Source organism: Geodermatophilus sp. SYSU D00867 (genome assembly GCF_054050315.1).
This window is the reverse complement of the sequence record NZ_JBJGZC010000039.1, coordinates 1-23,954: the sequence shown is the minus strand read 5'-3', so window position 1 is coordinate 23,954 and position 23,954 is coordinate 1. Positions and strand designations below refer to the sequence as shown.

Genomic DNA, 23,954 nt, shown 5'->3' with positions numbered 1-23,954 from the left:
GGCGTCGGCCGACGCCCCGGGCCACCGCCCCGCCCGGAGACGGGCTCTCCGCACCGCCGATCGACCACCCGGAGCAACGGTGACCGCCACGAAGGCCCCGACCCCACCCCCGTCGCAGCAGCGCGTCGTGCGCCGGGCGGGGGACCGCATCTTCGCCGGCAGCGCCAAGGGCTCCGGCATCTTCATCCTGCTCGTGCTCGCGGGCGTGGCCGCCTTCCTCATCAGCGAGGCGATCCCCGCCCTCACCGCCCCGGCGGAGGACATCCCGGGCGGCGAGGGCCTGGCCGCCTACATCGGCCCGCTCATCCTCGGCACGCTCCTCGGCGCCGTCCTCGCCCTGATCGTGGCCACGCCGCTGGCGGTGGGCATCGCGCTCTTCGTCACCTACTACGCGCCCCGCCGCATCGCGGCCGGCCTCGGGTACGTGATCGACCTGCTCGCGGCCATCCCGAGCGTCGTCTACGGCTTCTGGGGGCTCGCGGTCCTCGCGCCGGCGCTGGTCCCGTTCCACGTCTGGGCCGCGGACGACCTGGGCTGGCTCCCGTTCTTCGCGGGCCCGGCCTCCACCAGCGGCCGCACGATGTTCACCGTCGGCCTGGTGCTCGCGGTCATGATCCTGCCGATCATCTCGGCCATCTCCCGCGAGGTGTTCAGCCAGGCCCCGGCCCTGCACCGCGAGGCCGCGCTCGCCCTAGGCGCCACGCGCTGGGAGATGATCAAGATGGCGGTGCTGCCCTACGGCAAGTCCGGCGTCATCGCCGGCGCGATGCTGGGCCTGGGCCGCGCGCTCGGCGAGACGATGGCGGTGGCCATCGTGCTGTCCGGCGGCGCCGGCGCCACGCTCAACCTGATCAGCAGCTCGAACACCTCGACCATCGCGTCGAACATCGCCCTGCGCTTCCCCGAGGCCACCGGCCTGGGGATCAACACCCTGATCGCCAGCGGCCTGGTGCTGTTCGTCATCACCCTCGCGGTCAACATGCTCGCCCGCTGGATCGTCAACCGGCGCGCCGACTTCTCCGGAGCCAACTGATGAGCACCTCCACGCAGTCGACGCTGCAGGTCGCCCCGGAGCCGTCCGGCCCGGTCCCCCGCCGCTCCCACCTCCCGCGGTTCGCCCCGCTGGGGCTCTACGCCGCCGGCATCGCGGTCGGGGCGCTGCTGTCGGCGCTCACCGGGTTCAGCGTCGCGCTCACCGTCATCTACGGCGCCGTCCTGGGCACGCTGGCCGTGTACGTCGGGTCCCGGGTCGTCGAGGGGTCGCGCAAGGCCTCCGACCGGCTCGTCACCGCGCTGGTGACCACGGCCTTCGCGATCGCGATGATCCCGCTGGTGTCGCTGGTCTACACGGTGCTCGAGAAGGGCCTCGCGCGCTTCGACGCCGCCTTCTTCACCAACTCGATGTTCCGGGTCGTGGGCGAGGGCGGCGGCGCCTACCACGCCATCTTCGGCACGCTGGTCATCACCGCGGTGACCGCGGTGATCTCGGTGCCGATCGGCCTGCTGACCGCCATCTACCTCGTCGAGTACGGCACCGGCCGGCTGAAGAAGGCGATCACCTTCTTCGTCGACGTCATGACCGGCATCCCGTCGATCGTCGCCGGCCTGTTCGCCTTCGCGCTGTTCACCCTGCTGTTCGGCAACGACGTCCGGCTCGGCCTCATGGGGTCCGCGGCCCTCTCGGTGCTCATGATCCCGGTCGTCGTCCGCTCCTGCGAGGAGGTCCTCAAGCTCGTCCCCAACGAGCTGCGGGAGGCCAGCTACGCCCTGGGCGTGCCCAAGTGGCGGACGATCGTCAAGGTCGTCCTGCCGACCGCCGTCGCCGGCCTCGGCACCGGCATCACCCTGGCCGTGGCGCGCGTGATCGGCGAGACCGCGCCGCTGCTCATCACCGTCGGCCTGATCACCGGCACGAACCTCAACCCGTTCGACGGGCGCATGGCGACGCTGCCGGTCTTCGCCTACTACCAGCTCACGCAGCCGGGTACCGACACCCAGGCGTTCCTCGACCGGGCCTGGACGGCGGCACTCGTCCTCATCATCCTGGTGATGGTCCTCAACGTCGTGGCCCGCCTGATCAGCCGCTTCTTCGCCCCCAAGACCGGTCGCTGACCGACCCCGACCCGGAGGATCCCCCCGTGGCCAAGCGCATCGAGGTCTCCGACCTCAACATCTACTACGGCAACTTCCTGGCCGTGGAGGGCGTGAACGTCTCCATCGAGCCGCGCAGCATCACCGCGCTGATCGGGCCGTCGGGCTGCGGGAAGTCGACCTTCCTGCGCTCGCTCAACCGCATGCACGAGGTCATCCCCGGTGCCCGCGTCGAGGGCAAGGTCGTCATGGACGGCCAGGACCTCTACGGCGCCGACACCGACCCGGTCGACGTCCGCCGGCAGATCGGCATGGTCTTCCAGCGGCCCAACCCGTTCCCGACGATGTCCATCTACGACAACGTCATCGCCGGCAACCGGCTCAACAACAAGCGGATGAAGAAGGCCGAGACCGACGAGCTGGTCGAGCGCTCGCTGCGCGGCGCCAACCTGTGGGACGAGGTCAAGGACCGGCTGGGCCGCCCCGGCTCGGGCCTGTCGGGCGGTCAGCAGCAGCGGCTGTGCATCGCCCGCGCGATCGCCGTCGAGCCCGACGTGCTGCTCATGGACGAGCCCTGCTCGGCCCTGGACCCGATCTCCACGCTGGCCATCGAGGACCTGATGACCGAGCTCAAGGAGCGGTTCACCATCGTCATCGTCACGCACAACATGCAGCAGGCGGCGCGGGTGAGCCAGTCCACCGGGTTCTTCAACCTCAACGGCGTGGGCCAGCCCGGCCGGCTCATCGAGTTCAACCCGACCGAGAAGATCTTCAGCAACCCCGACCAGAAGGCGACCGAGGACTACATCTCCGGCCGCTTCGGGTGAGGGAGGACCCCTCGTCCCCCGCCGCTCGCGGCGGGAGCCTGCGAGGAGGCCACGGACGGCCACGGGCCCGGTCAGCTGCTGACCGGGCCCGTGGCCGTCCGACGTCCGGATCCGGTCCCGTGCCCGCTCGTGCTCTGCCCCCGATGCGGACCAGTGCACGAGTCGCCGGGCGAGGCCCCACCCGGTGGAGCGCCTCGGTCAGCAGCTGACGGACGTGGCGGGGGCGGCCGTCGTGGAGGGCGCCGCGGGCGTCCCGGGGGCCGGCGCGGCGGCCACGGCCGGGGCGGGGGCCGGGGGCACCTGGACCGGGACGACGCCGGTGTAGCCCGGGCCGAGGACCAGCTGGACGGTGTCGCCGATGGCGTCGCTGGGCTGCAGGACCGCGCCGGGGACGGCGGCGGCGACGGTGCGCGCCTGCTCGACCACCCCGGGGCCGTGCCGGACGACGGTCTGGTTGACCGTGCCGCGCTCGTTGCCGACCTGGCCCACGGCGAAGCCCTGCTGGCGCAGCAGGTCGCCCACGGTCGAGGCCAGCCCGGAGGTGGCGGTCCCGTTGAGGACGTCGACGGTGACGGCGGCCGGCGCCACGGTGAGCGGTTGGGCGGCCGGGCTGGCGGGCGCCTGCTCGGGCGCGGTGGCGGGGTCGGCGGCCGGGGTCTCCGCGGCGGCCGGGTCCGCCGGGGCGGTGGCCGCCGCGGCGACCGGGGTGGCCAGCTCGGCGGGCACGGTGCTGTCCTCGATGACGTCGTCGAACAGCGTGCGGGTGGCGGCGCCGTCGAGCAGCACGTAGGCCTGGTCGCTGCCGGCCGGCACGTAGCCGACCTGCGCCACCGGCAGGCTCGCCCGCTGGACCGCGTCGCCCTCGAGGTCGCCCAGTGCCGAGGCCAGCGTGCGGAGGTCGCCGAGCGTCGTCTGCTCGTCGACGGTGAGCGCGCCGGCGGACCGCGTGAGGAACCGGGTGAGGTCGTAGGTGTTGGCCAGCGTCCCGACGGTCATCGCCGAGCGCAGCGTGGCCGACAGCAGCAGCTGCGTGCGCTCGGCCGCGGCGACCCCCGTGACGTCGGAGCCGGCGTCGCCGGGCGCCAGGTAGCGGCCGACCTGCGCCCCGCTCAGCTCCGACGTGCCGGCCGGCAGCGGGGCGGCCGAGGCGGCGTCGGCGGGACCGGCGGTGGGCAGGCAGACGCTGACCCCGCCGACGGCGTCGACCATCGCCGGGAGGCGGCCGAGGTCGACGGCGAGGTAGTGGTCGACGCGCAGGCCGGACAGCTGCTGCACCGCGCGGACCATGCACGAGGGCCCGCCGGCCAGCAGCGACGCGGCGAACGCCTCGGAGACGGGCTCGCGGGCGGCGCCGTCGTCGGTCCGGCAGGCGGGGGTGTCGACCCACGCCGTCGGCGGGACGCTGACCAGGACGGCGCGCTGCTCGTCCGCGGCGACGTGCACCAGCAGCGTGGTGACCGAGGCCGGCCCGTCGGTGCCGGGGAGGTCGGTGCCGACGACGAGGTAGGTGGTCGACCCGTCCTGCAGCTGCGGGGCGATGACCTCCGGCCCCTCGGGGGCGAGGGCGGCGACGCGGGCGATGCTGCGGTCGACGTAGGCGTACAGGCCCGCGTGGTAGCCGACCACGAGGCCGAACAGCACGCCGAGGGCCACGGCGGCGCGGACCAGCCGGCGGCGGCCGGGGCTGCGCGGCGGGCGGGGGGCCGCGGGCCGCCGGGTGCTGCCGGCGGCGGACATCGCCGGCCCGGCGAGGCCGGGGATCGGCGGGTGCGCGGGGCGGCCGGGCAGCGGCGGGACCGGGCGGGAGTACTGGACGCCCGCCGCCGGCGTGCCCGGCAGCGGCGGCACGGGCGTCGACCAGTGGGTCCCCGCGGGCGGCGTCCCCGGCAGCGGCGGGACGGGGCGGGAGTGCTGCACGCCGGCCGGCGGCGTCACCGAGGCGGGGCGCCGGACGCCCTTCGGCGGGGTGCCGGGCAGCGGCGGGACCGGGCGGGAGTACTGGACACCGGCCGGCGCGGCGGGGACCGGCGGCAACCCGCGGCGGGGCTCCTCGGGCGCGGCGACCGGCGGCGCGGCGGCGGTGCCGGGCACGGGCGGCTTCGGCCCGCGGTGCGAGGGCAGTGACTCGCCGGGCTCCAGCGGGATGGGCACCTCACCGGTGCGGCGCGCGGCGCGGCGGCCGGTGGCGCCGCCCTGGCGGGCGAGCAACTGCTCGACGGTCACCGGACCGGGCGCGTCGCCGCCCACGGCCCGGTCGTCCCCCCGCTCGTCCCGCACCGCTGTCGATCCCATCGTCGTGGTCCGCGCCGTCGCTCACCGCACACGCGGCAGCACTCAACGATACGGGCGGAAGGCCGCCTCGACCGGTTGCACGCGGCGTGACCCGCCGGGCGGGTCGCGTATCCGCAGGCCACGACCGGGGGAGGGCGGTCGCGGACGGGCGGGGTCCGGTGCGCGGACGTAGCGTCGGCGCGTGCGGCTGCCCTCGATCCCCGGTCCCTCCGACGTCTTCTCCGCCGTCGAGAGCCTGCGCGACGGCGTCGCCGACGCGCTCGCCCTGGTGCCCCGGGTGGCCGCGGCGATCGGGCGGCTCGAGGGGCTGCTGGACCGCGTCGACACCGTCGTGGACCGTGCGGAGGGCCTGGTCGACCGGGTCAACGGCGCGGTGACCGCCCTCGACGAGACGCGGCAGCGCGCCGACGAGCTGGTCGCCGGCGCCGGGTCGACGCTGCGGGCCGCCGACGCCGCGATCGCCGCGGTCGGCGGGACGCAGCAGAAGGCCGACGCCGCCATCGGCGCCGTCGAGGGCACCCAGTCCCGCGCGGACGCCGCCATCAGGGCCGTCGAGGGCACCCAGTCCCGCGCGGACCGTGCGATCGAGGCGGTCGAGGGCACCCAGCAGAAGGCCGACGCGGCCATCGCGGCGGTGGGCACCACCATCGAGCGGGCGCAGGACGCCGTCGGGCGGGCCGAGAGCGCGGTCGACGGCGCCGAGGGCACGCTCGGGCGGGCGGACGGCGCGGTCACCGCCGCCGAGGGACTGGTCGGGCGGATCGACCCCCTGCTGGCCGGCTACGAGGAGCCCCTGACGCGGCTGGCGCCGTCGGTGCGGCGACTGGCCGAGACGCTCGACCCGCACGAGGTGGAGGCGCTGGTCCGCCTGGTCGACCGGCTGCCGGACGTGGTCACGCACCTCGACGAGACGATGCTGCCGGTGCTGGAGTCGCTGGGCGACGTCGGTACCGACGTGCACGACCTCGTCGACACGATGCAGGACATCCGCGAGGTGGTGAAGGGCTTCCCGGGGTCCAGGTTGTTCCGCCGGCGCGGCCGGGACGAGATCGCCGAGGACGAGAACGGCGAGGGGGCCCAGGAGCGCACCGGCTCCTGAGCCCCCTCGGGTCCCGCTCGTCCCGCCGGTCAGGTCTCGGTCGGGTACCCCAGCGCGCGGGCGACGTCGCCGATCCGCTCGTACGTCTCGCCCTCGGGCAGCCGGCGCAGCTCGTCGACCACGGCGTCGGTCGCCCGGTGGTCGAGCGCGGCCTCGACCAGCCCCGGCCCGTCGTTCGGGAAGTCGGCCCGCACCAGCCAGCGCGCCAGCTCCGCGCGGGCGACCACGGCGTCCTCGGTCATCCCGACGGGGACGCCGCCGACCAGGGTGCCCGCGGGGTTCGCGGCGATGTCCGGCTCGCCCTCGGCGACCGGCTCGACCTCCCGGAACTCCTCGGCCCGGGTGGCCCGCTCGGCCTTCAGCATCCCCTGGATCTCGTGCTCCAGCTGCTCGTCGAGCCGCGGGTTGTGCTTGTTGCTGCGCGACGACACACCAGCGAACCCGTCGTCCATCTCGCTCACGATCGCCTCCCTGTCCCTGTGACTACTTCTCGTCGAGCGCGGAGGGCTTGTGCACCGCCGTCTTGCCGCTCTTGTCGCTCTCGACCTCGTACTGGGGGTCGTCCGAGCTGGCCTTGACCTTCCGGCCCCCGGCCTCCGTCTCCTCCGTGATCTTCCGGGTGACGGTCCCCTCGGCCTTGCTGCCGTGGCTGTTCCAGGTGACGTGGTCACCCTTCTCGAACTCGTCGGCCATCTCGGACCTCCGTGTCGTCGGGTCGTCCCTCCCCCGTGCCCGGCGTCCGGAGCGCACACACATCGGCACCCGGAGCGACGCAGATCACCCTCCGGAGAGCGGGCGTCACCCGCTCGTGCGGTGGCAGGACGGCCGTCCTCACGTAGCGTGTGCAGTGACGGGGACCGGACGGGCGAACCTCCTGCTGAGAGTCGAGCAGTGGTGACGCTCGGTGAGGTCACCCGTCCTCGATCGCCGGCCCGGTCGACCCCATTCCCCCGGGGTCGGCCGGGTCGGCCCCGTTCCCGGCCCGGTCCCTACGCTCGCCGGCGTGACCGATCCCGCCGGCCCGCCCGCTCCCGCTGACGGGGACCACCTGCCGGGCAGCCCCCGCCCCGTCGACGTCCTCATCGTCGTCTCCGTCACCGACGTCACCCCGTCGGTGCGCCGGGTCGTCCTCTCGGGGACCCCGGCCGCCGTCGCCGCGGCCGGGCCCACGGTCAACCTGCTGGTGCCCCGCGTGGGGGATCCGGAGCCGCGGTGGCCGGCGGTCGCCCGGGACGGCCGGGTCGTGTGGCCGGCCGGGCCGCACGGCGTCAGCCTGCGCAGCTACACCGCCCGCCGCCAGGACCCCGGCCGCGGCGAGGTCGACGTCGACTTCGTGCTGCACGGCGACGGCCCGGCCGCCGCCTGGGCCGGCGCGGCGGCCCCGGGCGCCCTGCTCGGCGTGGCCGGCAGCGGCCCGCTGGGCGACCGGCCGGCCGGCACGCTGCTCCTCGCCGGCGACGAGACGGCGCTGCCGGCCATCAGCCGCATCCTGGCCGCGGCCGGACCGGAGACCGTCGGGACGGCGCTGCTCGAGGTCGCCGGGCCGGAGGAGGAGCAGCAGCTCGCCGCGCCGGCCGGCGTCGAGGTGCGCTGGCTGCACCGCGGCGGCACGCCGCCCGGCGAGAGCACCCTGCTCGCCGACGCCGTGGCCGCGACGGAGCGCCCGGCCGGCGACGACGTCTTCGCGTGGGTGGCCGCCGAGTCGGCCGCCGTCCGGGCGGTGCGGGCCGACCTGCGCGGCCGCTGGGGGCTCGCCCGCGCCCAGCACCACGCCATCGGCTACTGGCGGCGCGGCCGCGCGATGGCGCCCGCCGGCTAGAAGGGCCGCCCTCAGGGAACTCACAGGTAGCGTCCAGGGGGACTGCAGTTCCGCGGCAGAGCCTCGGGGCATGACGACAGCAGCCAGGCGTCCGACGGGAGTTGTCGTGACGGGAGCCCGCACCGCTCGGCCCGCCGCCCCGGAGGCGCGCCTCCTGGTGGTCGACGACGAGCCCAACATCCGCGAGCTGCTCTCGGCCAGCCTGCGCTACGCCGGGTTCGAGGTGGCGACGGCCTCCGACGGCCAGCAGGCGCTGGCCCTGGCCTCGACGTTCCGGCCCGACCTGCTGGTCCTCGACGTGATGATGCCGGGCCTGGACGGCTTCGGCGTCGTCCGCCGGCTGCGGGAGAGCGGCCGGCACACCCCGGTGCTGTTCCTCACCGCGCGGGACGCGGCCGAGGACAAGGTCTCCGGGCTGACCCTCGGCGGCGACGACTACGTGACCAAGCCGTTCAGCCTCGACGAGGTGCTCGCCCGCATCCGGGCGGTCCTGCGCCGCAGCGCCGGCCAGCAGCGCGCCGTCGAGACCAGCCGGCTCACCTTCGCCGACATCGAGCTCGACGAGGAGTCGCACGAGGTGGTGAAGGCCGGCCAGGTGGTGAACCTGTCCCCCACCGAGTTCAAACTGCTGCGCTACCTCATGGCCAACGCCGGGCGGGTGCTGTCGAAGGCGCAGATCCTGGACCACGTGTGGAACTACGACTTCAACGGCGAGGCCAACGTCGTCGAGTCCTACATCTCCTACCTGCGGCGCAAGGTGGACACCACCGAGCCGCGCCTGCTGCACACCATCCGCGGGGTGGGCTACACCCTGCGCCTGCCCCGCGGCGCGTGAGCACTCCCCCCGGTCCTCCTCCCGGAGCGGCGCTCCGCAGCGGTCCCCGACTCCCGCGGGTGCCGCTGCGGATCACGCTCGTCGCGATGCTGCTGGTCCTGGTGACCCTCGCGCTGGTCGCCACCGGGGTGACGGCGACGTCGCTGCTCAAGCGCTACCTGGTCGCCCAGCTGGACCAGCAGCTGGAGAGCACGCTGCGCGAGACGGCCGGCTCCCAGGACTACCTCACCGACTGCCTGTTCGGCAGCCGCCAGCGCTACCTGGCCCCCGACACCTACGTGGCCTGCCTGATCCCCGGGGACGCGGAGCCGGTGGTCCTCTCCGGCCCCGACGACGAGGACGCGCTGCCCGCCCTCGACGCCGACGACGTCGCCGCGATCGCGGCCCGCGCCGCGGCCCCCGGCGGCCCGCCCCAGGACGGCGGCCCCGGCCGGTCGCTCGCGCAGACGGTGGCCTCCGGCGACGGCGACACGTCCTGGCGGGTCACGGCCGCGGAGCTGCGCGGCGGGCTGGTCCTCGTCGTCGGCGGGGACCTCGACCGCGACGACCGGGTGATCGCGCGGCTGGTGGCCATCGAGATCGTCGTCGGCCTGGTGGTGCTGGTCGCCCTGGGCGTGGCCGGGTACTGGCTGGTGCGCAGCAGCCTGCGCCCGCTGGCGGAGGTGGAGCGCACCGCGCAGGCCATCGCCGCCGGCGACCTGACGCAGCGGGTGGCGCCGGGCGACGGCCGTACCGAGGTCGGCCGGCTGTCCCAGGCGCTCAACGGCATGCTCGCCCGGATCGAGGACGCGTTCCGCGCCCAGCAGGCCTCGGAGGAGCAGGCCCGGGCGTCCGAGGAGCGGATGCGCCGGTTCGTCGCCGACGCCAGCCACGAGCTGCGGACCCCGCTGACCTCCATCCGCGGCTTCGCCGAGCTCTACCGCCAGGGCGCCGTCACCAGCCCGGAGGAGACCGACCGGCTGATGCAGCGCATCGAGAGCGAGGGCGGCCGGATGGGCGTCCTGGTCGAGGACCTGCTGCAGCTGGCGCGGCTGGACCTGCAGCGGCCGCTGTCCATCGCGCCGGTCGACCTGGCCGAGGTCGCCGGTGACGCCGTGCACGACGCGCGGGTCCTGCAGCCGGACCGGCCGGTCAGCCTGCACCTGGACGACTCGCTCACCGAGGTGCCGGTGGTCCTCGGCGACGAGGCGCGGCTGCGCCAGGTGGTGGGCAACCTGGTGACCAACGCGCTGGTGCACACGCCGGAGACCGCCCGGGTGACCGTCTCGATCGGCGAGGACACCAGCGGCGGCGAGGACGTGGTGGTGCTGCGGGTGGCCGACGAGGGCCCGGGCATGGCGCCCGAGGACGCCGCCCGGGTGTTCGAGCGCTTCTACCGGGCCGACGCCTCGCGCAGCCGCGCCGCCGGTGGCACGGGGCTGGGCCTGTCGATCGTGGCGTCGCTGGTCGCCGCGCACGACGGGGAGGTCTCCCTGGACACCGCGCCCGGCCGCGGCGCGGTCTTCACCGTCCGGCTGCCCCGCTCGGGCCCCGGGCTGCCCCGCGTCCCGGGCGGCGCTCCCGGGGCGGCACCCGGGCCCGCGCCCGCCGGTCCCCCCGGGCAGCCGGCCGGGCCCGCGGGGCTACCGTCCGCGGGTGAGCACTGACAGCGGAGGAGCCCCCTACGACGCGGCGCTGATGAGCGCGGTCGCCGACCTGGGCGACGCCCTGCGCGGCCTGGTCGACGCCTCGGTGCGCACCGCCGTCCCCGCCGCGGACCTGCAGGAGGTCGCCGCGGCGGTGCGGACGGCCACCGGCCGGCTCACCGCCGCCGTCCGCCCGCCGGGGCAGCTGCCGGCGCTGGACGACCCGGTGCGGTTCCGGCGCGTGTACAACCCGGTGGCCGGGGTCGGCAGCGCCTTCGCCCCGCCGCTGCGGCTGCGCGAGGAGCCCGGCGGTGTCGTCGGCGAGGTCTCCTTCGGCCTCGCCTACGAGGGGCCGCCCGGTTTCCTGCACGGCGGGATGAGCGGCCTGGTGATGGACCAGGTGCTGGGTGCGGCCACGATCCGGGCGGGCCTGTGGGGCATGACCGCCCGGCTCGAGCTGGACTACCGGCGGCCCGTGCCGCTGGACACCCCGGTCGTCTGCCGCGGCCGGGTGACCGAGGCCGGCGGCCGCAAGTCGGTCGTCACCGGCACCATCGCGCTCGCCGAGGCGCCGGACCGGCCGCTGGTCGAGGCGCGGGCGGTGTTCGTGCTGCCGCGGGAGGACCTGCGCGCCGAGTACTTCGCGCGGGTCACCGACGCCTCCGGCCGGCACGCCCCGCCCTCGCGTCCCACCGACGCCACGGCCCCGGGAGCCGGGGAGTGAGGGACGTCGAGGTCGCCGCGGCCGCCGCGCGGGCGGCCGCGGACGTGCTGACCGGCCTGCGCTCCGGCGGGCTGACCGGCCGCGCCCTCGGCGACGCCGGCGACGCCGCGGCCCAGGAGGCGATCACCGCCGTCCTCGCCGCCGAGCGCCCCGACGACGTCGTCTTCAGCGAGGAGGCGGCCGACGACCGCAGCCGGCTGGAGGCCGGCCGGGTGTGGATCGTCGACCCGCTCGACGGCACCCGCGAGTACGGCGAGACGGAGCGGTCCGACTTCGCCGTCCACGTGGCGCTGTGGGTGCGCGGCACGCTGGGCGCCGGTGCCGTCGCGCTGCCCGCCGTCGGGGAGGTGCTGGTCACCGACCCGGCGCCGGCCCTGCCGCCGCCGGTGGCCCGACCGCCGCGGATCGCGGTGAGCCGGACCCGGCCGCCGGCGCAGGCCGACGCGGCCGCGGCGGCGGTCGGCGGGGAGCTCGTGCCGCTGGGCTCGGCCGGGTTCAAGGTGACCGCGGTGGTCCGCGGCGAGGTCGACGCCTACGTGCACGCCGGCGGGATGTACCAGTGGGACTCGGCGGCGCCGGTCGCCGTCGCGCTGGCCGCGGGGTTGACCGCGGTCCGGCTGGACGGGTCGCCGCTGCGCTACAACGAGCCCGACCCCTCGCTGCCCGACCTGCTGGTGTGCCGCCCCGAGCTGGCCGCGGACCTCCTGGCCGCCGTGCGCTGAGCGCCGGCCGAGGGGCCGGGCCGGGGGGCTCGACCCCGTGACGGACACTGGTGGGGTGACGACCCCCGACTACCGGCTCACGCAGCTGGAGACGCTCGAGGCCGAGTCGATCCACGTCATCCGGGAGGTGGCCGCCGAGCTCGAGCGGCCGGTGCTGCTGTTCTCCGGCGGCAAGGACTCCATCGTCATGCTGGAGCTGGCCCGCAAGGCGTTCGCGCCGGCGCGGATCCCGTTCCCGGTCATGCACGTCGACACCGGCCTGAACTTCCCCGACGTCCTCGAGTTCCGGGACAAGCGGGTGGCCGAGCTGGGCGTGGAGCTCGTCGTCGCCTCGGTGCCCGACGCGATGGCCCGCGGCCTGGTCCGCGAGGAGCCCAACGGCTCGCGCAACCGGATCCAGACGCCGGTGCTGCTCGAGGCGGTGGAGGAGCACGGGTTCACCGCGCTGTTCGGCGGCGCGCGGCGCGACGAGGACAAGGCGCGGGCCAAGGAGCGGGTGTTCTCCTTCCGCGACGAGTTCGGCCAGTGGGACCCGAAGAACCAGCGGCCGGAGCTGTGGGACCTCTACAACGGGCGCATCCACCTGGGCGAGTCGATCCGGGTGTTCCCGCTGTCGAACTGGACCGAGCTCGACATCTGGCAGTACGTCGCCCGGGAGGGCATCGAGATCCCGCCGCTGTACCTGGCGCAGGAGCGCGAGGTGGTCGAGCGGCAGGGGATGCTCTACGCGGTCAACGAGTTCGTCCGCCCGCGCGAGGGCGAGCGGGTGTTCCGCGAGACGGTGCGCTACCGGACCGTCGGCGACGCCAACCTGACCGCGGCGGTGCGCTCGGAGGCGCGCACGGTGGAGGAGGTCATCGCCGAGGTGGCGGTGACCCGGATGACCGAGCGCGGCGCCACCCGGGGCGACGACAAGGTCAGCGACGCGGCGATGGAGGACCGGAAGAAGGAGGGCTACTTCTAGGAGGGCCTCGGTGCCCCCCACGCCCCGGTCCGCCCGGCGCGGGCCCCTGCACCGGGGCCGTTCCGGCTAGTCACCGCGCTGTCGGCGGCCCCCTGCAGGGAGGCCGCGCGCTCGCGCGCGCCGCCGGCGGCGGTGGCGCAGCAGGACGACGACGGTGACGGCGAGCAGCAGCAGGCCCGCCGGCCAGGCCACCGCCTCGGGCGCCGCGACCCCGAGCGCCTCGGCGACGACATAGCCGAGGGCGTACCCCGCGACGACGACCAGCAGCACCGGGACGAGGAACACGAAGCCGCCCACGCACCGCTCCTCCCCGCGGGTGCCGGGTGGTCCCGCTCACACCAGCGTCCCCGATCGCGGGCCCTGGTGCGGCGGCTGGGACGATGGGGGTCATGTCCGAGCTGTCCGCGGTCGACGTCCACTCCCCCGCCGCCGAGCAGGCGGCCGAGATCGCGACGGCGCGCAAGGACATCCTCCGCATCGCCACCGCCGGCTCGGTCGACGACGGCAAGAGCACGCTCATCGGCCGGCTGCTCTACGACAGCAAGGCCGTGTTCGAGGACCAGTACGCCGCGATCGAGCGGGCCAGCAAGGGCGACTACGTCGACCTGGCGCTGCTCACCGACGGCCTGCGCGCCGAGCGCGAGCAGGGCATCACCATCGACGTCGCCTACCGCTACTTCAGCACCCCGCGGCGGACGTTCATCCTGGCCGACACCCCCGGCCACGTGCAGTACACGCGGAACATGGTCACCGGCGCCTCGACGGCGGACCTGGCGATCGTGCTGGTCGACGCGCGCAAGGGCCTGGTCGAGCAGAGCCGCCGGCACGCCTTCCTCGCCTCGCTGCTGCGGGTGCCGCACCTGGTCGTCGCGGTCAACAAGATGGACCTCGTCGACTGGTCCGAGGACGTCTACGAGCGCATCCGCGACGAGTTCAGCGCGTTCGCGACGAAGCTGTCGATCCACGACCTGACCGTCGTCCCGATCTCGGCGCTGCACGGGGACAACGTGGTGACCCGGTCGGACAACACGCCCTGGTACGGCGGGCCGTCACTGCTGCACCACCTCGAGCACGTGCACGTGGCCGGCGACCGCAACCTCGTCGACACCCGCTTCCCGGTGCAGTACGTGATCCGGCCGCAGTCCGACGCCCACCACGACTACCGCGGCTACGCCGGCACCGTGGCCAGCGGCGTGCTCCGCCCCGGCGACGAGGTGCAGGTCCTGCCCAGCGGCCTGACCACGACGGTCGCGGCCGTCGACGGCCCGCGCGGCCCGGTCGCCGAGGCCTTCCCGCCCATGGCGGTGACGGTGCGCCTGGCCGATGACGTCGACGTCTCCCGCGGCGACCTGATCTGCCGGCCGGGCAACGTGCCGCAGGTGACGCAGGACCTCGACGCGCTGGTGTGCTGGATGGCCGAGGAGCCGCTGCGGCCGCGGCAGCGGCTGGCGGTCAAGCACACGACCCGCTCGGTGCGCGCGGTGGTCAAGGAGCTGACCTACCGGCTCGACATCAACACGCTGCACCGCGACCTCGAGGCCACGGAGCTCGGCCTCAACGACATCGGCCGGGTCAAGCTGCGCACCACGCAGCCGCTGTTCGTCGACGACTACAACAGCAACCGGGTCACCGGCCGGTTCATCCTGGTCGACGAGGCCACCAACGCCACCGTCGGCGCCGGGATGCTCCCCCCGCACCGCTGACGAGGGGCCCTCACCCCAGCCGCACCGGGAGGACCTCGAAGCCCCGCAGCGTCCGCAGGTCGCGGCGGACCGGGCGGCCGGCCACCCGCAGCCGCGGGAACCGCTCGCTGAGCGTCCGCAGCCCGACGACGCCCTCCAGCCGGGCCAGGCCCGCGCCCAGGCAGTAGTGGACGCCGCCGGAGAACGCCAGGTGCTCGCGGGCGTTCGACCGGGTGACGTCGAAGCGGGCGGGGTCGGTGAACACCGCCGGGTCCCGGTTGGCCGCGCCCAGCAGCAGGGTCACCCGCGCGCCGGCCGGCAGCGGCACGCCGGCGACCTCGGTGTCGCGGGTGGTGCTGCGGCCGGTGAGCTGCACCGGGCTGTCGTGGCGGAGCACCTCCTCCACCGCGCCGTCCCAGCCCGCCGGGTCCTCCCGCAGGGCGTCCCACTGCTCGCGGTGGGCGTCGAGCAGCACGACGGCGTTGCCGAGCAGGTTGACCGTGGTCTCGAACCCGGCGCCGAGCAGCAGCATCACCGTGGCGTGCAGTTCGCGCTCGGTGAGCGCCTCGTCGCCGGGGAGGGTGACCAGCCGGCTGACCAGGTCCTCGCCCGGGTCGGCCCGCAGCCGCGCGAAGTGCCCGCGGAGGAAGGCGTGCATGGCGCGCAGCGCGCGCTCGGCGGCCAGGTAGCGGCGCGGCGGCAGGCCGGGGTCGAGGGTGGCGGCCGCGGCGGCGCCCCAGCGCAGGAAGTCCTCGCGGCGGCCGGCAGGGACGGCGAGCAGGTCGGCGATGACCAGCACCGGCAGCTGCGCGGCGTAGGTGCCGACGAGGTCGACGACGTCGTCGCGGCCGGCCAGCCGGTCCAGCAGCGCCTCGGCGGTGCGCCGCACCATCGGCTCGGAGGCCAGCGTCGCGCGCGGGGTGAAGGCGCGGCTGACCAGCCGGCGCAGGCGGGTGTGGTCGGGCGGGTCGGTGACCAGCATGGACGGCGGCTCGGCCACGCCGGTGGCGTCGAGCTCGTCGCCGAAGCGCAGCGCCCACCGGACGAGGGCCGGCGCCCGGGACCGGTCCCAGCCCACGCCGGCGGCGTCCGAGCGCAGCACCGCGGTGGCGACGGCGTGCGAGGCGGTGACCGGGCCCAGCGCGCTGCCGGACAGCGGGCCGCGGGCGCGCAGCTGCTCGTAGAGGCCGAAGGGGTCCTCGCGGGCCGCCGGGTCGCGCAGCAGCCGGCCGACCGGGTCGCCCCGGCGGGCGGCGCGCGCGAGGTACACGGCCGGGAGGCCGTGGCCCAGCGCGTAGCGGGTGGCCGTGCGGGCCGGGCGCAGCAGGCGCGCCGTCGCGGACGGGGTCGCGGGGTCGGCAGCGGTCCGGTCCGGCCGCGGGGACGTCGTCGTCACAGCACCTCCCGCCCGGCGGGCGCCGGGCGAGAGGCAGTGTGTCAGCTCAGGACTCGGTGTCCGGGGGCGCGGGCGCCTGGCCGGCGTCGCCGTCCCAGTCCTTGCCGGCCTTGTAGGCGTGCCCCGAGGCGCTGTCGGTCTGGTCGGCGACGGTCTGCACCATCTCCTCGTCGGACAGGCCCTCGCCCGCGGCCTCGGTGTCGTTGGTGGGCTCGCTCATCCCGTCTCCTCCGTCGAACGGCTTCGGTCCCTCCAGCCCTCCCCGACGACCCCCGTGGTCAAACTCCGGCCCCGCTCACGCGCCGAGGACGAACCAGACGCGCTTGCCGCCGTCGACGTCCTCGATGCCCCAGGAGTCGGCGATGGCGTCGACGATCTGCATCCCGCGGCCGCGGGGCTGGTCGCCGCGCAGCTCGCCGACGACGGGGCGCACACCTGAGCCGTCGGACACCGCGATGCGCAGCCAGCCGTCGGAGTACTCGAGCTCCAGGGACAGCACGCTCCCGCCCCCGACGTGGTCGACGACGTTGGCCACCAGCTCGGTGACCAGGAGGGCGACGTCGTCGGCGTCCTGGGGCGCCTGCCAGGCGCGCAGCGTCTCGCGGGCCACGTGCCGGGCGACGGGGACGCTGCGGGGTGCCGGGGGCAGGTCCACCCGTGCGGTGAGTGCCGACATCTCGCTCCCTGGTGACCGGCCACCGGGGGCCCAGTCGGTTGTGCGCCATCGAGTCGAGGACCACCGTCCCAGCGGGGACGTCGTTCCGCAACCCCCGTTGCACGCATGTCGCCGTTGCACGTCACACCTGTTGCACGCAACGGCCGTTCAGTAAGATCGCGCACGACCGATCGCGGGCGCGGGCCCGCCGGTGACGTCAGGAGGCCCCGTGACCACAGGACCGTCGGTGACCGTACCGCCGGCAGCCGGGGACGACGCGGTCGCGGCCCTCGAGCAGCTGGTGCGCGAGATCGACCGGTGCGCGGCCGAGCTACAGGACGCCCGGACCCGCGCCGAGCAGCTGCTCTCCCAGCGCCGCTCGGGGGACAGCTGGCTCGACATCGTCACCGAGGAGTCCCGCCCGCTGGTCGTCGAGCGGATCACCACCGTCCTCGGCGCCCTGGCCGGCGCCGGGTCGACGTGGCGCCGCGCCCAGGCCCGCGCCCTGCAGGCCGAGCACGTGAGCATCAACCGGATCGCCGCGATGTTCGGCGTCACCCGCCAGCGCATCTCGGCCCTGCTCCGGGACCAGCCGGGCCCCGCCGGACGGGACGCCGGGACGGCCTAGGCGGTCAGGGCGTCGATGGCCTTGTAGACGCGCTGCTCGGAGATCGGCCGGGGCGTGCCGAGCTGCTGGGCGAACAGGCCCACGCGCAGCTCCTCGACCATCCACCGGATGCGGGCGACCGGGTCGTCGGGGGCGCCGGTGGGCGGCACCTCCCGGCGCAGCTGCTCGTACTCGGCGGTGACCGCGGCGACCTGGTCCGCCCAGAGGGCGTCGCGCACCGCGTTGGCCGGGAGCTTCTCCAGCCGCAGGGCCATGCCCTCGAGGTAGCGCACCAGGTCGGGCAGCCGCCGCCGGCCGGCGTCGGCCACGAACCCGCGGTGCAGCAGCCCGGTCATCTGGCGGCGCAGGTCGGCGACCGCCGCCTCGGGCACCCGGCGCCCGGGCGCCGCGCCGATCGCGACGGCGACCTCGCGGGCCTGGGTGAGCACCGCCTCGACCCGCCGCACGGCGTCCTGGGTGAGCGGCAGCAGCTGCTGCCGCGCCGTCGTCACGAGTGCGGCGAAGGCGGCCTCGTCGCGGGGCGGACCGCCGGCGGCCGCGAGCAGCTCGTCGGCCGCGGCGTCGACGCAGTCGTCGACCAGCGCGGGGATCTCGCCGTCGGGGTTGAACTGCAGGGCGAGCCGGCTCTTCGGGGAGAGCCCCTTGACCACCTGCCGGGTCGGCGAGCCGGCCGCGAGCACGAGCAGCCGCCGGGCGCCGCGCCAGGTCAGCCGCGTGGCCTCGGCCTCGGTCGCCACCACCCGGACGCCGACCGTCGCCCCCTCGTCGACCAGTGCCGGGAACGCGGTGACCACGTGCCCGCCGCGGCGGACCTCGACGGTGCGCGGCAGCTCGCCGATCGTCCAGGCGGTCAGCCCGGTGCGCTCCAGGTCGGAGGCGGCGCGGGCCAGGCTCGCCCGGCCGGCCGGGGCCACCTCGCGGCGCAGCGCCTGCAGGTCCTTGCCGGTGGCCAGCGGCCGCTGCTCGTCGTCCAGCACGCGGAAGGTGGCGCGCAGGTGCGCGGGCACCTCGGCGGGGCGCCAGGCGTCCGGCGGGACGACGACGGCCGCGGCCCGGCGCAGCTCGCGCTCCAGGGCGGGCAGCAGCGGCTCGGTGGGGCTGATGTGCGGCAGCACCTCGCGGACCCGGTCGGGGATCGGCACCAGGGCCCGGCGCAGCTGCTTGGGCAGCGTCCGCAGCAGCGCCGTCACCAGCTCCTCGCGCAGGCCGGGGACGGTGAAGGCCAGCGACTCCCCCGACGTGCGCTCGGCGACGGTGTCGAGCACCGCGAGCGGGACGTCGACGGTGACGCCGTCCTCCGGCGCGCCGGGGGCGAAGGCGTAGGACAGCGGCAGGGTCAGCCCCTGCGTCAGCGGCACCTCGTCCGGGAAGTCCGCGGGGTCCACCTGCCCGGCCGCGGCCGCGTCGGTGAGCATCTCCGGCGTGAGGGTGAGCAGGTCCGGCGTCTCGCGGCGGGCCTGCTTCCACCACCGGTCGAAGTGCCGGGTGGAGACGACGTCGGCGGGGATGCGGGCGTCGTAGAGCTCGAACAGCGTCTCGTCGTCGACCCGGATGTCCCGGCGGCGGGCCCGCTCCTCCAGCTCGGCGACCCGCTCGATGGCGCGCTGGTTGTCGGCCCAGAAGCGGTGGTGCGTCGTCCACTCGCCCTGGACGAGGGCGTGCCGGATGAACAGCTCGCGGGAGACGACCGGGTCGATCGAGCCGTACTGCACCCGCCGGCCGACGACGAGCGGGATGCCGTACAGGGTGACCCGCTCGGTGGCGACGACGGAGCCGCGCTTCACGTCCCAGCGGGGCTCGGAGTACTCGCGCTTGACCAGGTGGCCGGCCAGCCGCTCGACGTCGTCCGGGTCGACGCGGGCCACGGTGCGGGCGAACAGCCGGCTGGTCTCCACCAGTTCGGCGGCCACGACCCAGCGCGGCGGCCTCTTCGCCAGCGGGGTGCCGGGGGCGATGACGAACCGGGCGCCGCGCGCGCCGAGGTACTCGCGCCCGCCGCGCCGCCGGTCGCCGTCCTTCCGTCGGGTGTCCTCCACCTGGAGGCCGACCTGCGACAGCAGGCCGGCGAGTAGCGCGGTGGTGATGCCGCGCTCGTCGGGCTCGGCGGCGAGCGAGCCGGGGGTCATCCCGAGGCGGCGGGCGGTGCTGCGCAGCTGGCCGTGCAGGTCCTGCCACTCCCGGATGCGCAGGTAGTGGAGGAACTCGCGCTTGACCGTGCGGCGGAACGCGCTGCCCGACAGCGCCTCCTGCTGCTCGGTCAGGTACCGCCAGAGGTTGAGCAGCGTGAGGAAGTCGGAGTGCTCGTCGGCGAACCGCGCGTGCATCTGGTCGGCCGCCTGCTGGTGCTCGGTGGGCCGCTCGCGGGGGTCCTGGACGGTCAGGCCCGCGGCGACGACGAGCACCTCCTCCAGCACGCCGCGCCGGTCGGCCTCGACGACCATCCGGCCCAGCCGCGGGTCGAGCGGGAGCTGGGCGAGCGCCCGCCCGGTCTCGGTGAGCCGGCCGGCGTCGTCCAGCGCGCCGAGCTCCTCGAGCAGCGCCCGGCCGTCGGCGACGGCGCGCCGGTCCGGCGGGTCGACGAACGGGAAGTCCTCGACGGCCCCGAGGTCGAGCGCGGCCATCTGCAGCAGCACCGAGGCGAGGCTGGTGCGGAGGATCTCCGGGTCGGTGTACTCCGGCCGGGCGTCGAAGTCGTCCTCGCTGTACAGCCGGATCGCGACGCCCTCGGCGACGCGGCCGCAGCGGCCCGAGCGCTGCCGCGCCGAGGCCTGGCTGATCGGCTCGATCGGCAGCCGCTGCACCTTGGTGCGCGCGCTGTACCGGGAGACGCGCGCGGTGCCGGGGTCGACGACGTAGCGGATGCCGGGCACGGTCAGCGACGTCTCGGCGACGTTGGTGGCCAGCACGACCCGGCGGCCGGTGTGCGGCTGGAACACCCGGTGCTGGTCGGCGGCCGACAGCCGGGAGTAGAGCGGCAGCACCTCGACGCCGGGGAAGCGCTCGGTCAGGGCGTCGGCGGTGTCGCGGATCTCGCGCTCGCCGGCGAGGAAGACCAGGACGTCGCCCGGGCCCTCGTGCGCCAGCTCCTCGACGGCGTCGCCGATAGCGGTGACCTGGTCGCGGTCGGGGTCGGCGTCCGGGTCGTCGGGGTCGACGACGGGCCGGTAGCGGACCTCCACCGGGTACGTGCGGCCGCTGACCTCGACGACGGGCACCTCGGCGCCGTCGACGCTGAAGTGCTTGACGATCCGGTCGACGTCGATGGTGGCCGAGGTGATGACGACCTTGAGGTCGGGCCGGCGCGGCAGCAGCTGGGCGAGGTAGCCCAGCAGGAAGTCGATGTTGAGGCTCCGCTCGTGCGCCTCGTCGACGATGATCGTGTCGTACTGGCGCAGCAGCCGGTCGTGCGCGATCTCGGCCAGCAGCACGCCGTCGGTCATGAGCTTGACCAGCGTGCCGTCGCCGACCTGGTCGGTGAAGCGCACCTTCCAGCCGACCGCCCCGCCCAGCGGCGTGCCGAGCTCCTCGGCGATCCGCTCGGCCACCGTGCGCGCGGCGATCCGCCGCGGCTGGGTGTGCCCGATCCGCCCGCGGACGCCGCGGCCGAGCTCGAGGGCGATCTTGGGCAGCTGGGTGGTCTTGCCCGAGCCGGTCTCGCCGGCGACGACGACCACCTGGTGCTCGCGCAGGGCGGCGGCGATGTCGTCGCGGCGGGCGCTGACCGGTAGCTGCTCGGGATAGGTGACGGCCGGGACGGCGGCGCGCCGGCGGGCGATGCGCTCCTCGGCGGCGGCGACGTCGGTGGCGATCCTCCCCAGGGCCCGCTCGCGCGCGGCCTCGTCGCGGGTGCGGCGCAGGCCCTCGAGCCGGCGGCCGAGCCGGTGCTCGTCGTCGAGGGTCAGCGCGGCCAGCCGGGACCGGAGGTCCGCGAGGGTCGCGGTCACGGGCGCGCTCGACTCTCTTCCAGGGTGCGGGGACGGGTGGCGACCGGGGCCACCGCCCCCAGGATCGCAGGTGCGACCCGCGCCACCGGAGGTCCGGGGCTGCTGGGCCAGCGGGTGCAACGCGCCGGCACGCCGGTTCCTTCCCGCGGGAGGTGCAGCGACCGGCACGCGCGGGTACCGGAGCCGGACGCCGTGTCGCTCACGTCACGATGCATGTACGGTGCAACTGGTTGCGTGTAGCGCGCACGCATTTGTACCGTGCATGCATCCACTCCTCCCGTCCTCAGGAGTCCGCCGTGCCCCCGTCCGCGTCCCGTGACGCCGGCCCCTCGGCCGCGCCGTCGCCGCAGCGCGCAGCGGAGGTCCGCCGGCTCTCCGAGCAGATGCCGCGCTTCATGCGCCTGGTGCACGCGTTCAAGAGCCTCCCGTCCGCCGCCGACGGCCGCGAGCGCGCGGCGCTGGTGCTCCTCTTCCCGCTGGCCCGGCTCGGGCCACAGCGGCAGAGCGCGCTGGCCGAGCTGGTGCACGCGGACCCGTCGACGGTCAGCCGGCACGTGGCCTGGCTGGTCGAGCACGACCTGGTGCGGCGCGTGGCCGACGAGACCGACGGCCGCGCCACGCGCCTCGTCGTCACCGACGCCGGCCGGGCCGCCGTCGAGCGGCTGGCCGAGGAGCGCGCCACCCAGCTCGCCGGGATGCTCACCGGCTGGTCCGACGCCGACCTCGCCACGCTCACCGGGCTCTTCGGACGCCTGCTGGACGACCTGACGGCAGCGCTGCCGTCCGATCCCCGCTCCCCCTCCGCACTCCCCGTACCGAGAGAGAAGCCATGAGCCAGACCACCGCCCACCCCACGGGTGGGCGCGGCGGCGCCCGCGCCGCGGCGGCCGCACCGGACTCCTCCGGCGCCTTCACGCACCGCCAGATCCTCACGATCATCGTCGGCCTGATGGTCGCGATGTTCCTCGCGGCCCTCGACCAGACCGTCGTCGCGACCGCGATCCGCACCATCGCCGACGACCTGCAGGGCTACGACCTGCAGGCCTGGGCGACGACGGCGTTCCTCATCACCTCGACGATCGCCACGCCGCTGTACGGCAAGCTCTCCGACATCTACGGCCGGCGGCCGTTCTACCTGTTCGCCATCGCCGTGTTCGTCGTCGGCTCGATGCTCTGCGGCCTGGCGAACTCGATGTACGAGCTCGCCGCGTTCCGCGCCGTCCAGGGCATCGGCGCCGGTGGCCTGATGTCGCTGGCGCTGGCGATCATCGGCGACATCGTGCCGCCGCGGGAGCGCTCGCGGTACCAGGGCTACTTCATGGCCGTCTTCGGCACCTCGAGCGTGCTGGGCCCGGTCATCGGCGGGTTCTTCGCCGGTCAGGGCTCGCTGCTCGGCATCGACGGCTGGCGCTGGATCTTCTACGTCAACGTCCCGCTGGGCCTGGTCGCCTTCGCCGCCGTCTTCCGGGTGCTGCACCTGCCGCACGAGCGGCGGGAGCACCGCATCGACTGGCCCGGCGCGCTGGCGCTGGTGACCTTCCTGGTGCCGCTGCTGATCGTCGCCGAGCAGGGCCGCATCTGGGGCTGGGGCTCGACCCGCTCGGTGGCCTGCTACGTCGTCGGCGCCGTCGGCTTCGTGCTGTTCCTCCTCGCCGAGCGGGCCTACCGCGACGAGGCGCTGCTGCCCCTGCGGCTGTTCCGCAACCGCAGCTTCACCGTCGTCGGCGTCGGCAGCGTGGTGATGGGCGCGGGCATGTTCGGCGGCCTGCTGCTGCTCCCGCAGTACCTGCAGATCGTCCACGGCTCCAGCGCCACGGTCGCCGGCCTGCAGATGATCCCGCTGGTCGCCGGCATCATGACCGGCGCGATGAGCTCGGGCATCGCGATCTCGAGGACGGGCAGGTACAAGGTCTTCCCGCTGGTCGGCATCGTGTTCATGACCGTCGCGCTGCTGTCGATGTCGTTCGTCGTCGACGCCGACACCTCGGTGTGGACGCTGGTGCCGTTCATGGTCCTGCTGGGCCTGGGCCTGGGCTTCAACTTCCAGCCCACGATCCTCGCCGTGCAGAACGCCGTGTCCCCGCGGGAGATGGGCGTGGCCACCTCGTCGGTGACGTTCTTCCGGCAGATGGGCGGCACGATCGGCACCGCGGTCTTCCTGTCGGTGCTGTTCAGCCGGCTGCCGGTGGACATCGAGTCGGCCGTGACCTCGGCCGCGGCGTCCGACCCGCGCGTGGCCCAGGCGGTGCAGAGCGGTCAGCTGCAGGGCGGCGGCGACCTGTCGGACACCTCCTTCATCCAGACGCTGCCGTCGTTCCTCGCGGCGCCGTTCAAGACCGGGTTCTCGAACTCGATCGACCTGGTGTTCCTCATCGCCGCGTGCGTGGTGGCGCTCGGGTTCTTCGTGTTCCTGTTCCTGCCGCAGCTGGCGCTGAGCGACCAGTCCGGCATCCAGGCCCAGCAGGCCGCCCGCCAGACCGCCGGCGAGCCCACCGGGGACGACGCCGGCCGGCAGGTGGCCGAGGCCGCCGGTGCCGCGGCGCCGACGTCGACGGCTCCCCCGGTCGGGCGCCCCGGCGAGGCCGCGACCGGCGGCCGCCACCGCGGCTGACCGACGGCGAGAGGCCCCTCCCCGCGCCGCGCGGGGAGGG

At 75.4% G+C, this 23,954-nt stretch carries 22 protein-coding genes; 14 read left to right on the top strand and 8 right to left on the bottom strand.

Features of this window, described 5'->3' with window-relative positions:
* Positions 1 to 79 precede the first annotated feature (79 nt).
* The 3 genes from pstC to pstB are packed head-to-tail and all read left to right on the top strand — an operon-like array spanning position 80 to position 2,918.
* On the top strand, positions 80 to 1,033 hold the full coding sequence (gene pstC / locus ACI8AK_RS23000) for a phosphate ABC transporter permease subunit PstC (RefSeq protein WP_456958164.1): 954 nt from the start codon (positions 80 to 82) through the stop codon (positions 1,031 to 1,033).
* Positions 1,033 to 2,112, top strand: a complete 1,080-nt coding sequence (pstA, locus tag ACI8AK_RS22995; protein WP_456958162.1) for a phosphate ABC transporter permease PstA — start codon at positions 1,033 to 1,035, stop codon at positions 2,110 to 2,112. The genes pstC and pstA overlap by 1 nt, the downstream gene beginning before the upstream one ends.
* 26 nt (positions 2,113 to 2,138) lie before the next feature.
* Positions 2,139 to 2,918, top strand: a complete 780-nt coding sequence (gene pstB, locus ACI8AK_RS22990) for a phosphate ABC transporter ATP-binding protein PstB (protein ID WP_387988334.1) — start codon at positions 2,139 to 2,141, stop codon at positions 2,916 to 2,918.
* A gap of 198 nt (positions 2,919 to 3,116) precedes the next feature.
* Here pstB and ACI8AK_RS22985 read toward each other — a convergent pair whose 3' ends face one another.
* On the bottom strand, positions 3,117 to 5,195 hold the full coding sequence (locus ACI8AK_RS22985; RefSeq protein WP_456958161.1) for an LCP family protein: 2,079 nt from the start codon (positions 5,193 to 5,195) through the stop codon (positions 3,117 to 3,119).
* A gap of 196 nt (positions 5,196 to 5,391) precedes the next feature.
* Between ACI8AK_RS22985 and ACI8AK_RS22980 the strand changes: the two genes are divergently transcribed.
* Positions 5,392 to 6,309: a hypothetical protein gene (locus ACI8AK_RS22980; RefSeq protein WP_456958160.1), complete on the top strand. Its 918-nt coding sequence runs from the start codon at positions 5,392 to 5,394 to the stop codon at positions 6,307 to 6,309.
* A 29-nt stretch (positions 6,310 to 6,338) separates the two neighbouring features.
* On the opposite strand, the gene ACI8AK_RS22975 is transcribed toward ACI8AK_RS22980, so the two are convergent.
* Positions 6,339 to 6,761, bottom strand: a complete 423-nt coding sequence (locus ACI8AK_RS22975; protein WP_387988411.1) for a DUF2795 domain-containing protein — start codon at positions 6,759 to 6,761, stop codon at positions 6,339 to 6,341.
* A 31-nt stretch (positions 6,762 to 6,792) separates the two neighbouring features.
* Positions 6,793 to 7,002: a hypervirulence associated TUDOR domain-containing protein gene (locus ACI8AK_RS22970; RefSeq protein WP_387988331.1), complete on the bottom strand. Its 210-nt coding sequence runs from the start codon at positions 7,000 to 7,002 to the stop codon at positions 6,793 to 6,795.
* Between the two features lie 310 nt (positions 7,003 to 7,312).
* On the opposite strand from ACI8AK_RS22970, the gene ACI8AK_RS22965 reads away from it, so the two are divergent.
* From ACI8AK_RS22965 to cysD, 6 genes are all read left to right on the top strand, one after another.
* Positions 7,313 to 8,128: a siderophore-interacting protein gene (locus ACI8AK_RS22965; protein WP_456958159.1), complete on the top strand. Its 816-nt coding sequence runs from the start codon at positions 7,313 to 7,315 to the stop codon at positions 8,126 to 8,128.
* Positions 8,129 to 8,234: 106 nt separating this feature from the next.
* Positions 8,235 to 8,963: a response regulator transcription factor gene (locus ACI8AK_RS22960; RefSeq protein WP_456904131.1), complete on the top strand. Its 729-nt coding sequence runs from the start codon at positions 8,235 to 8,237 to the stop codon at positions 8,961 to 8,963.
* A gap of 59 nt (positions 8,964 to 9,022) precedes the next feature.
* Positions 9,023 to 10,609 carry a sensor histidine kinase gene (locus ACI8AK_RS22955; RefSeq protein WP_456958158.1) on the top strand — a complete coding sequence of 529 codons (1,587 nt, stop codon included), beginning with the start codon at positions 9,023 to 9,025 and terminating at the stop codon, positions 10,607 to 10,609.
* A complete protein-coding gene (locus tag ACI8AK_RS22950) occupies positions 10,599 to 11,312 on the top strand; it encodes a PaaI family thioesterase (RefSeq protein ID WP_387988327.1) in 714 nt (237 codons plus the stop codon). Before ACI8AK_RS22955 ends, ACI8AK_RS22950 begins: the two co-directional genes overlap by 11 nt.
* Positions 11,309 to 12,034: an inositol monophosphatase family protein gene (locus tag ACI8AK_RS22945; RefSeq protein ID WP_387988326.1), complete on the top strand. Its 726-nt coding sequence runs from the start codon at positions 11,309 to 11,311 to the stop codon at positions 12,032 to 12,034. The genes ACI8AK_RS22950 and ACI8AK_RS22945 overlap by 4 nt, the downstream gene beginning before the upstream one ends.
* A gap of 37 nt (positions 12,035 to 12,071) precedes the next feature.
* Positions 12,072 to 12,998, top strand: a complete 927-nt coding sequence (gene cysD / locus ACI8AK_RS22940) for a sulfate adenylyltransferase subunit CysD (protein ID WP_387988325.1) — start codon at positions 12,072 to 12,074, stop codon at positions 12,996 to 12,998.
* 66 nt (positions 12,999 to 13,064) lie between these two features.
* Here cysD and ACI8AK_RS22935 read toward each other — a convergent pair whose 3' ends face one another.
* On the bottom strand, positions 13,065 to 13,295 hold the full coding sequence (locus ACI8AK_RS22935; RefSeq protein ID WP_387988324.1) for a hypothetical protein: 231 nt from the start codon (positions 13,293 to 13,295) through the stop codon (positions 13,065 to 13,067).
* Between the two features lie 92 nt (positions 13,296 to 13,387).
* On the opposite strand from ACI8AK_RS22935, the gene ACI8AK_RS22930 reads away from it, so the two are divergent.
* Complete coding sequence (locus ACI8AK_RS22930; protein ID WP_456904126.1) at positions 13,388 to 14,701, top strand: sulfate adenylyltransferase subunit 1; 1,314 nt, start codon at positions 13,388 to 13,390, stop codon at positions 14,699 to 14,701.
* Between the two features lie 10 nt (positions 14,702 to 14,711).
* Here the strand turns inward: ACI8AK_RS22930 and ACI8AK_RS22925 are convergent, their stop codons facing one another.
* The 3 genes from ACI8AK_RS22925 to ACI8AK_RS22915 all read right to left on the bottom strand — a co-directional run bounded on the left by ACI8AK_RS22925 (position 14,712) and on the right by ACI8AK_RS22915 (position 16,752).
* Positions 14,712 to 16,076, bottom strand: a complete 1,365-nt coding sequence (locus tag ACI8AK_RS22925; protein WP_456958157.1) for a cytochrome P450 — start codon at positions 16,074 to 16,076, stop codon at positions 14,712 to 14,714.
* 46 nt (positions 16,077 to 16,122) lie between these two features.
* A complete protein-coding gene (locus ACI8AK_RS22920) occupies positions 16,123 to 16,296 on the bottom strand; it encodes a hypothetical protein (RefSeq protein ID WP_456904122.1) in 174 nt (57 codons plus the stop codon).
* A 75-nt stretch (positions 16,297 to 16,371) separates the two neighbouring features.
* Positions 16,372 to 16,752 (bottom strand): ATP-binding protein, encoded by a 381-nt coding sequence (locus ACI8AK_RS22915; protein ID WP_456904121.1) that lies wholly within the window; start codon positions 16,750 to 16,752, stop codon positions 16,372 to 16,374.
* 208 nt (positions 16,753 to 16,960) lie between these two features.
* On the opposite strand from ACI8AK_RS22915, the gene ACI8AK_RS22910 reads away from it, so the two are divergent.
* Positions 16,961 to 17,359 carry a hypothetical protein gene (locus ACI8AK_RS22910; protein WP_387988319.1) on the top strand — a complete coding sequence of 133 codons (399 nt, stop codon included), beginning with the start codon at positions 16,961 to 16,963 and terminating at the stop codon, positions 17,357 to 17,359.
* On the opposite strand, the gene hrpA is transcribed toward ACI8AK_RS22910, so the two are convergent.
* Positions 17,356 to 21,303, bottom strand: a complete 3,948-nt coding sequence (gene hrpA / locus ACI8AK_RS22905; protein WP_456958156.1) for an ATP-dependent RNA helicase HrpA — start codon at positions 21,301 to 21,303, stop codon at positions 17,356 to 17,358. The two genes, ACI8AK_RS22910 and hrpA, sit on opposite strands and share 4 nt — an antisense overlap.
* 296 nt (positions 21,304 to 21,599) lie before the next feature.
* On the opposite strand from hrpA, the gene ACI8AK_RS22900 reads away from it, so the two are divergent.
* Together ACI8AK_RS22900 and ACI8AK_RS22895 are read left to right on the top strand one after the other, a co-directional pair.
* Positions 21,600 to 22,136, top strand: a complete 537-nt coding sequence (locus tag ACI8AK_RS22900) for a MarR family winged helix-turn-helix transcriptional regulator (protein ID WP_387988317.1) — start codon at positions 21,600 to 21,602, stop codon at positions 22,134 to 22,136.
* Positions 22,133 to 23,914, top strand: coding sequence for an MDR family MFS transporter (locus ACI8AK_RS22895; RefSeq protein ID WP_387988316.1), 1,782 nt, complete (start codon positions 22,133 to 22,135; stop codon positions 23,912 to 23,914). Before ACI8AK_RS22900 ends, ACI8AK_RS22895 begins: the two co-directional genes overlap by 4 nt.
* The last annotated feature ends 40 nt before the right edge of the window (positions 23,915 to 23,954 follow it).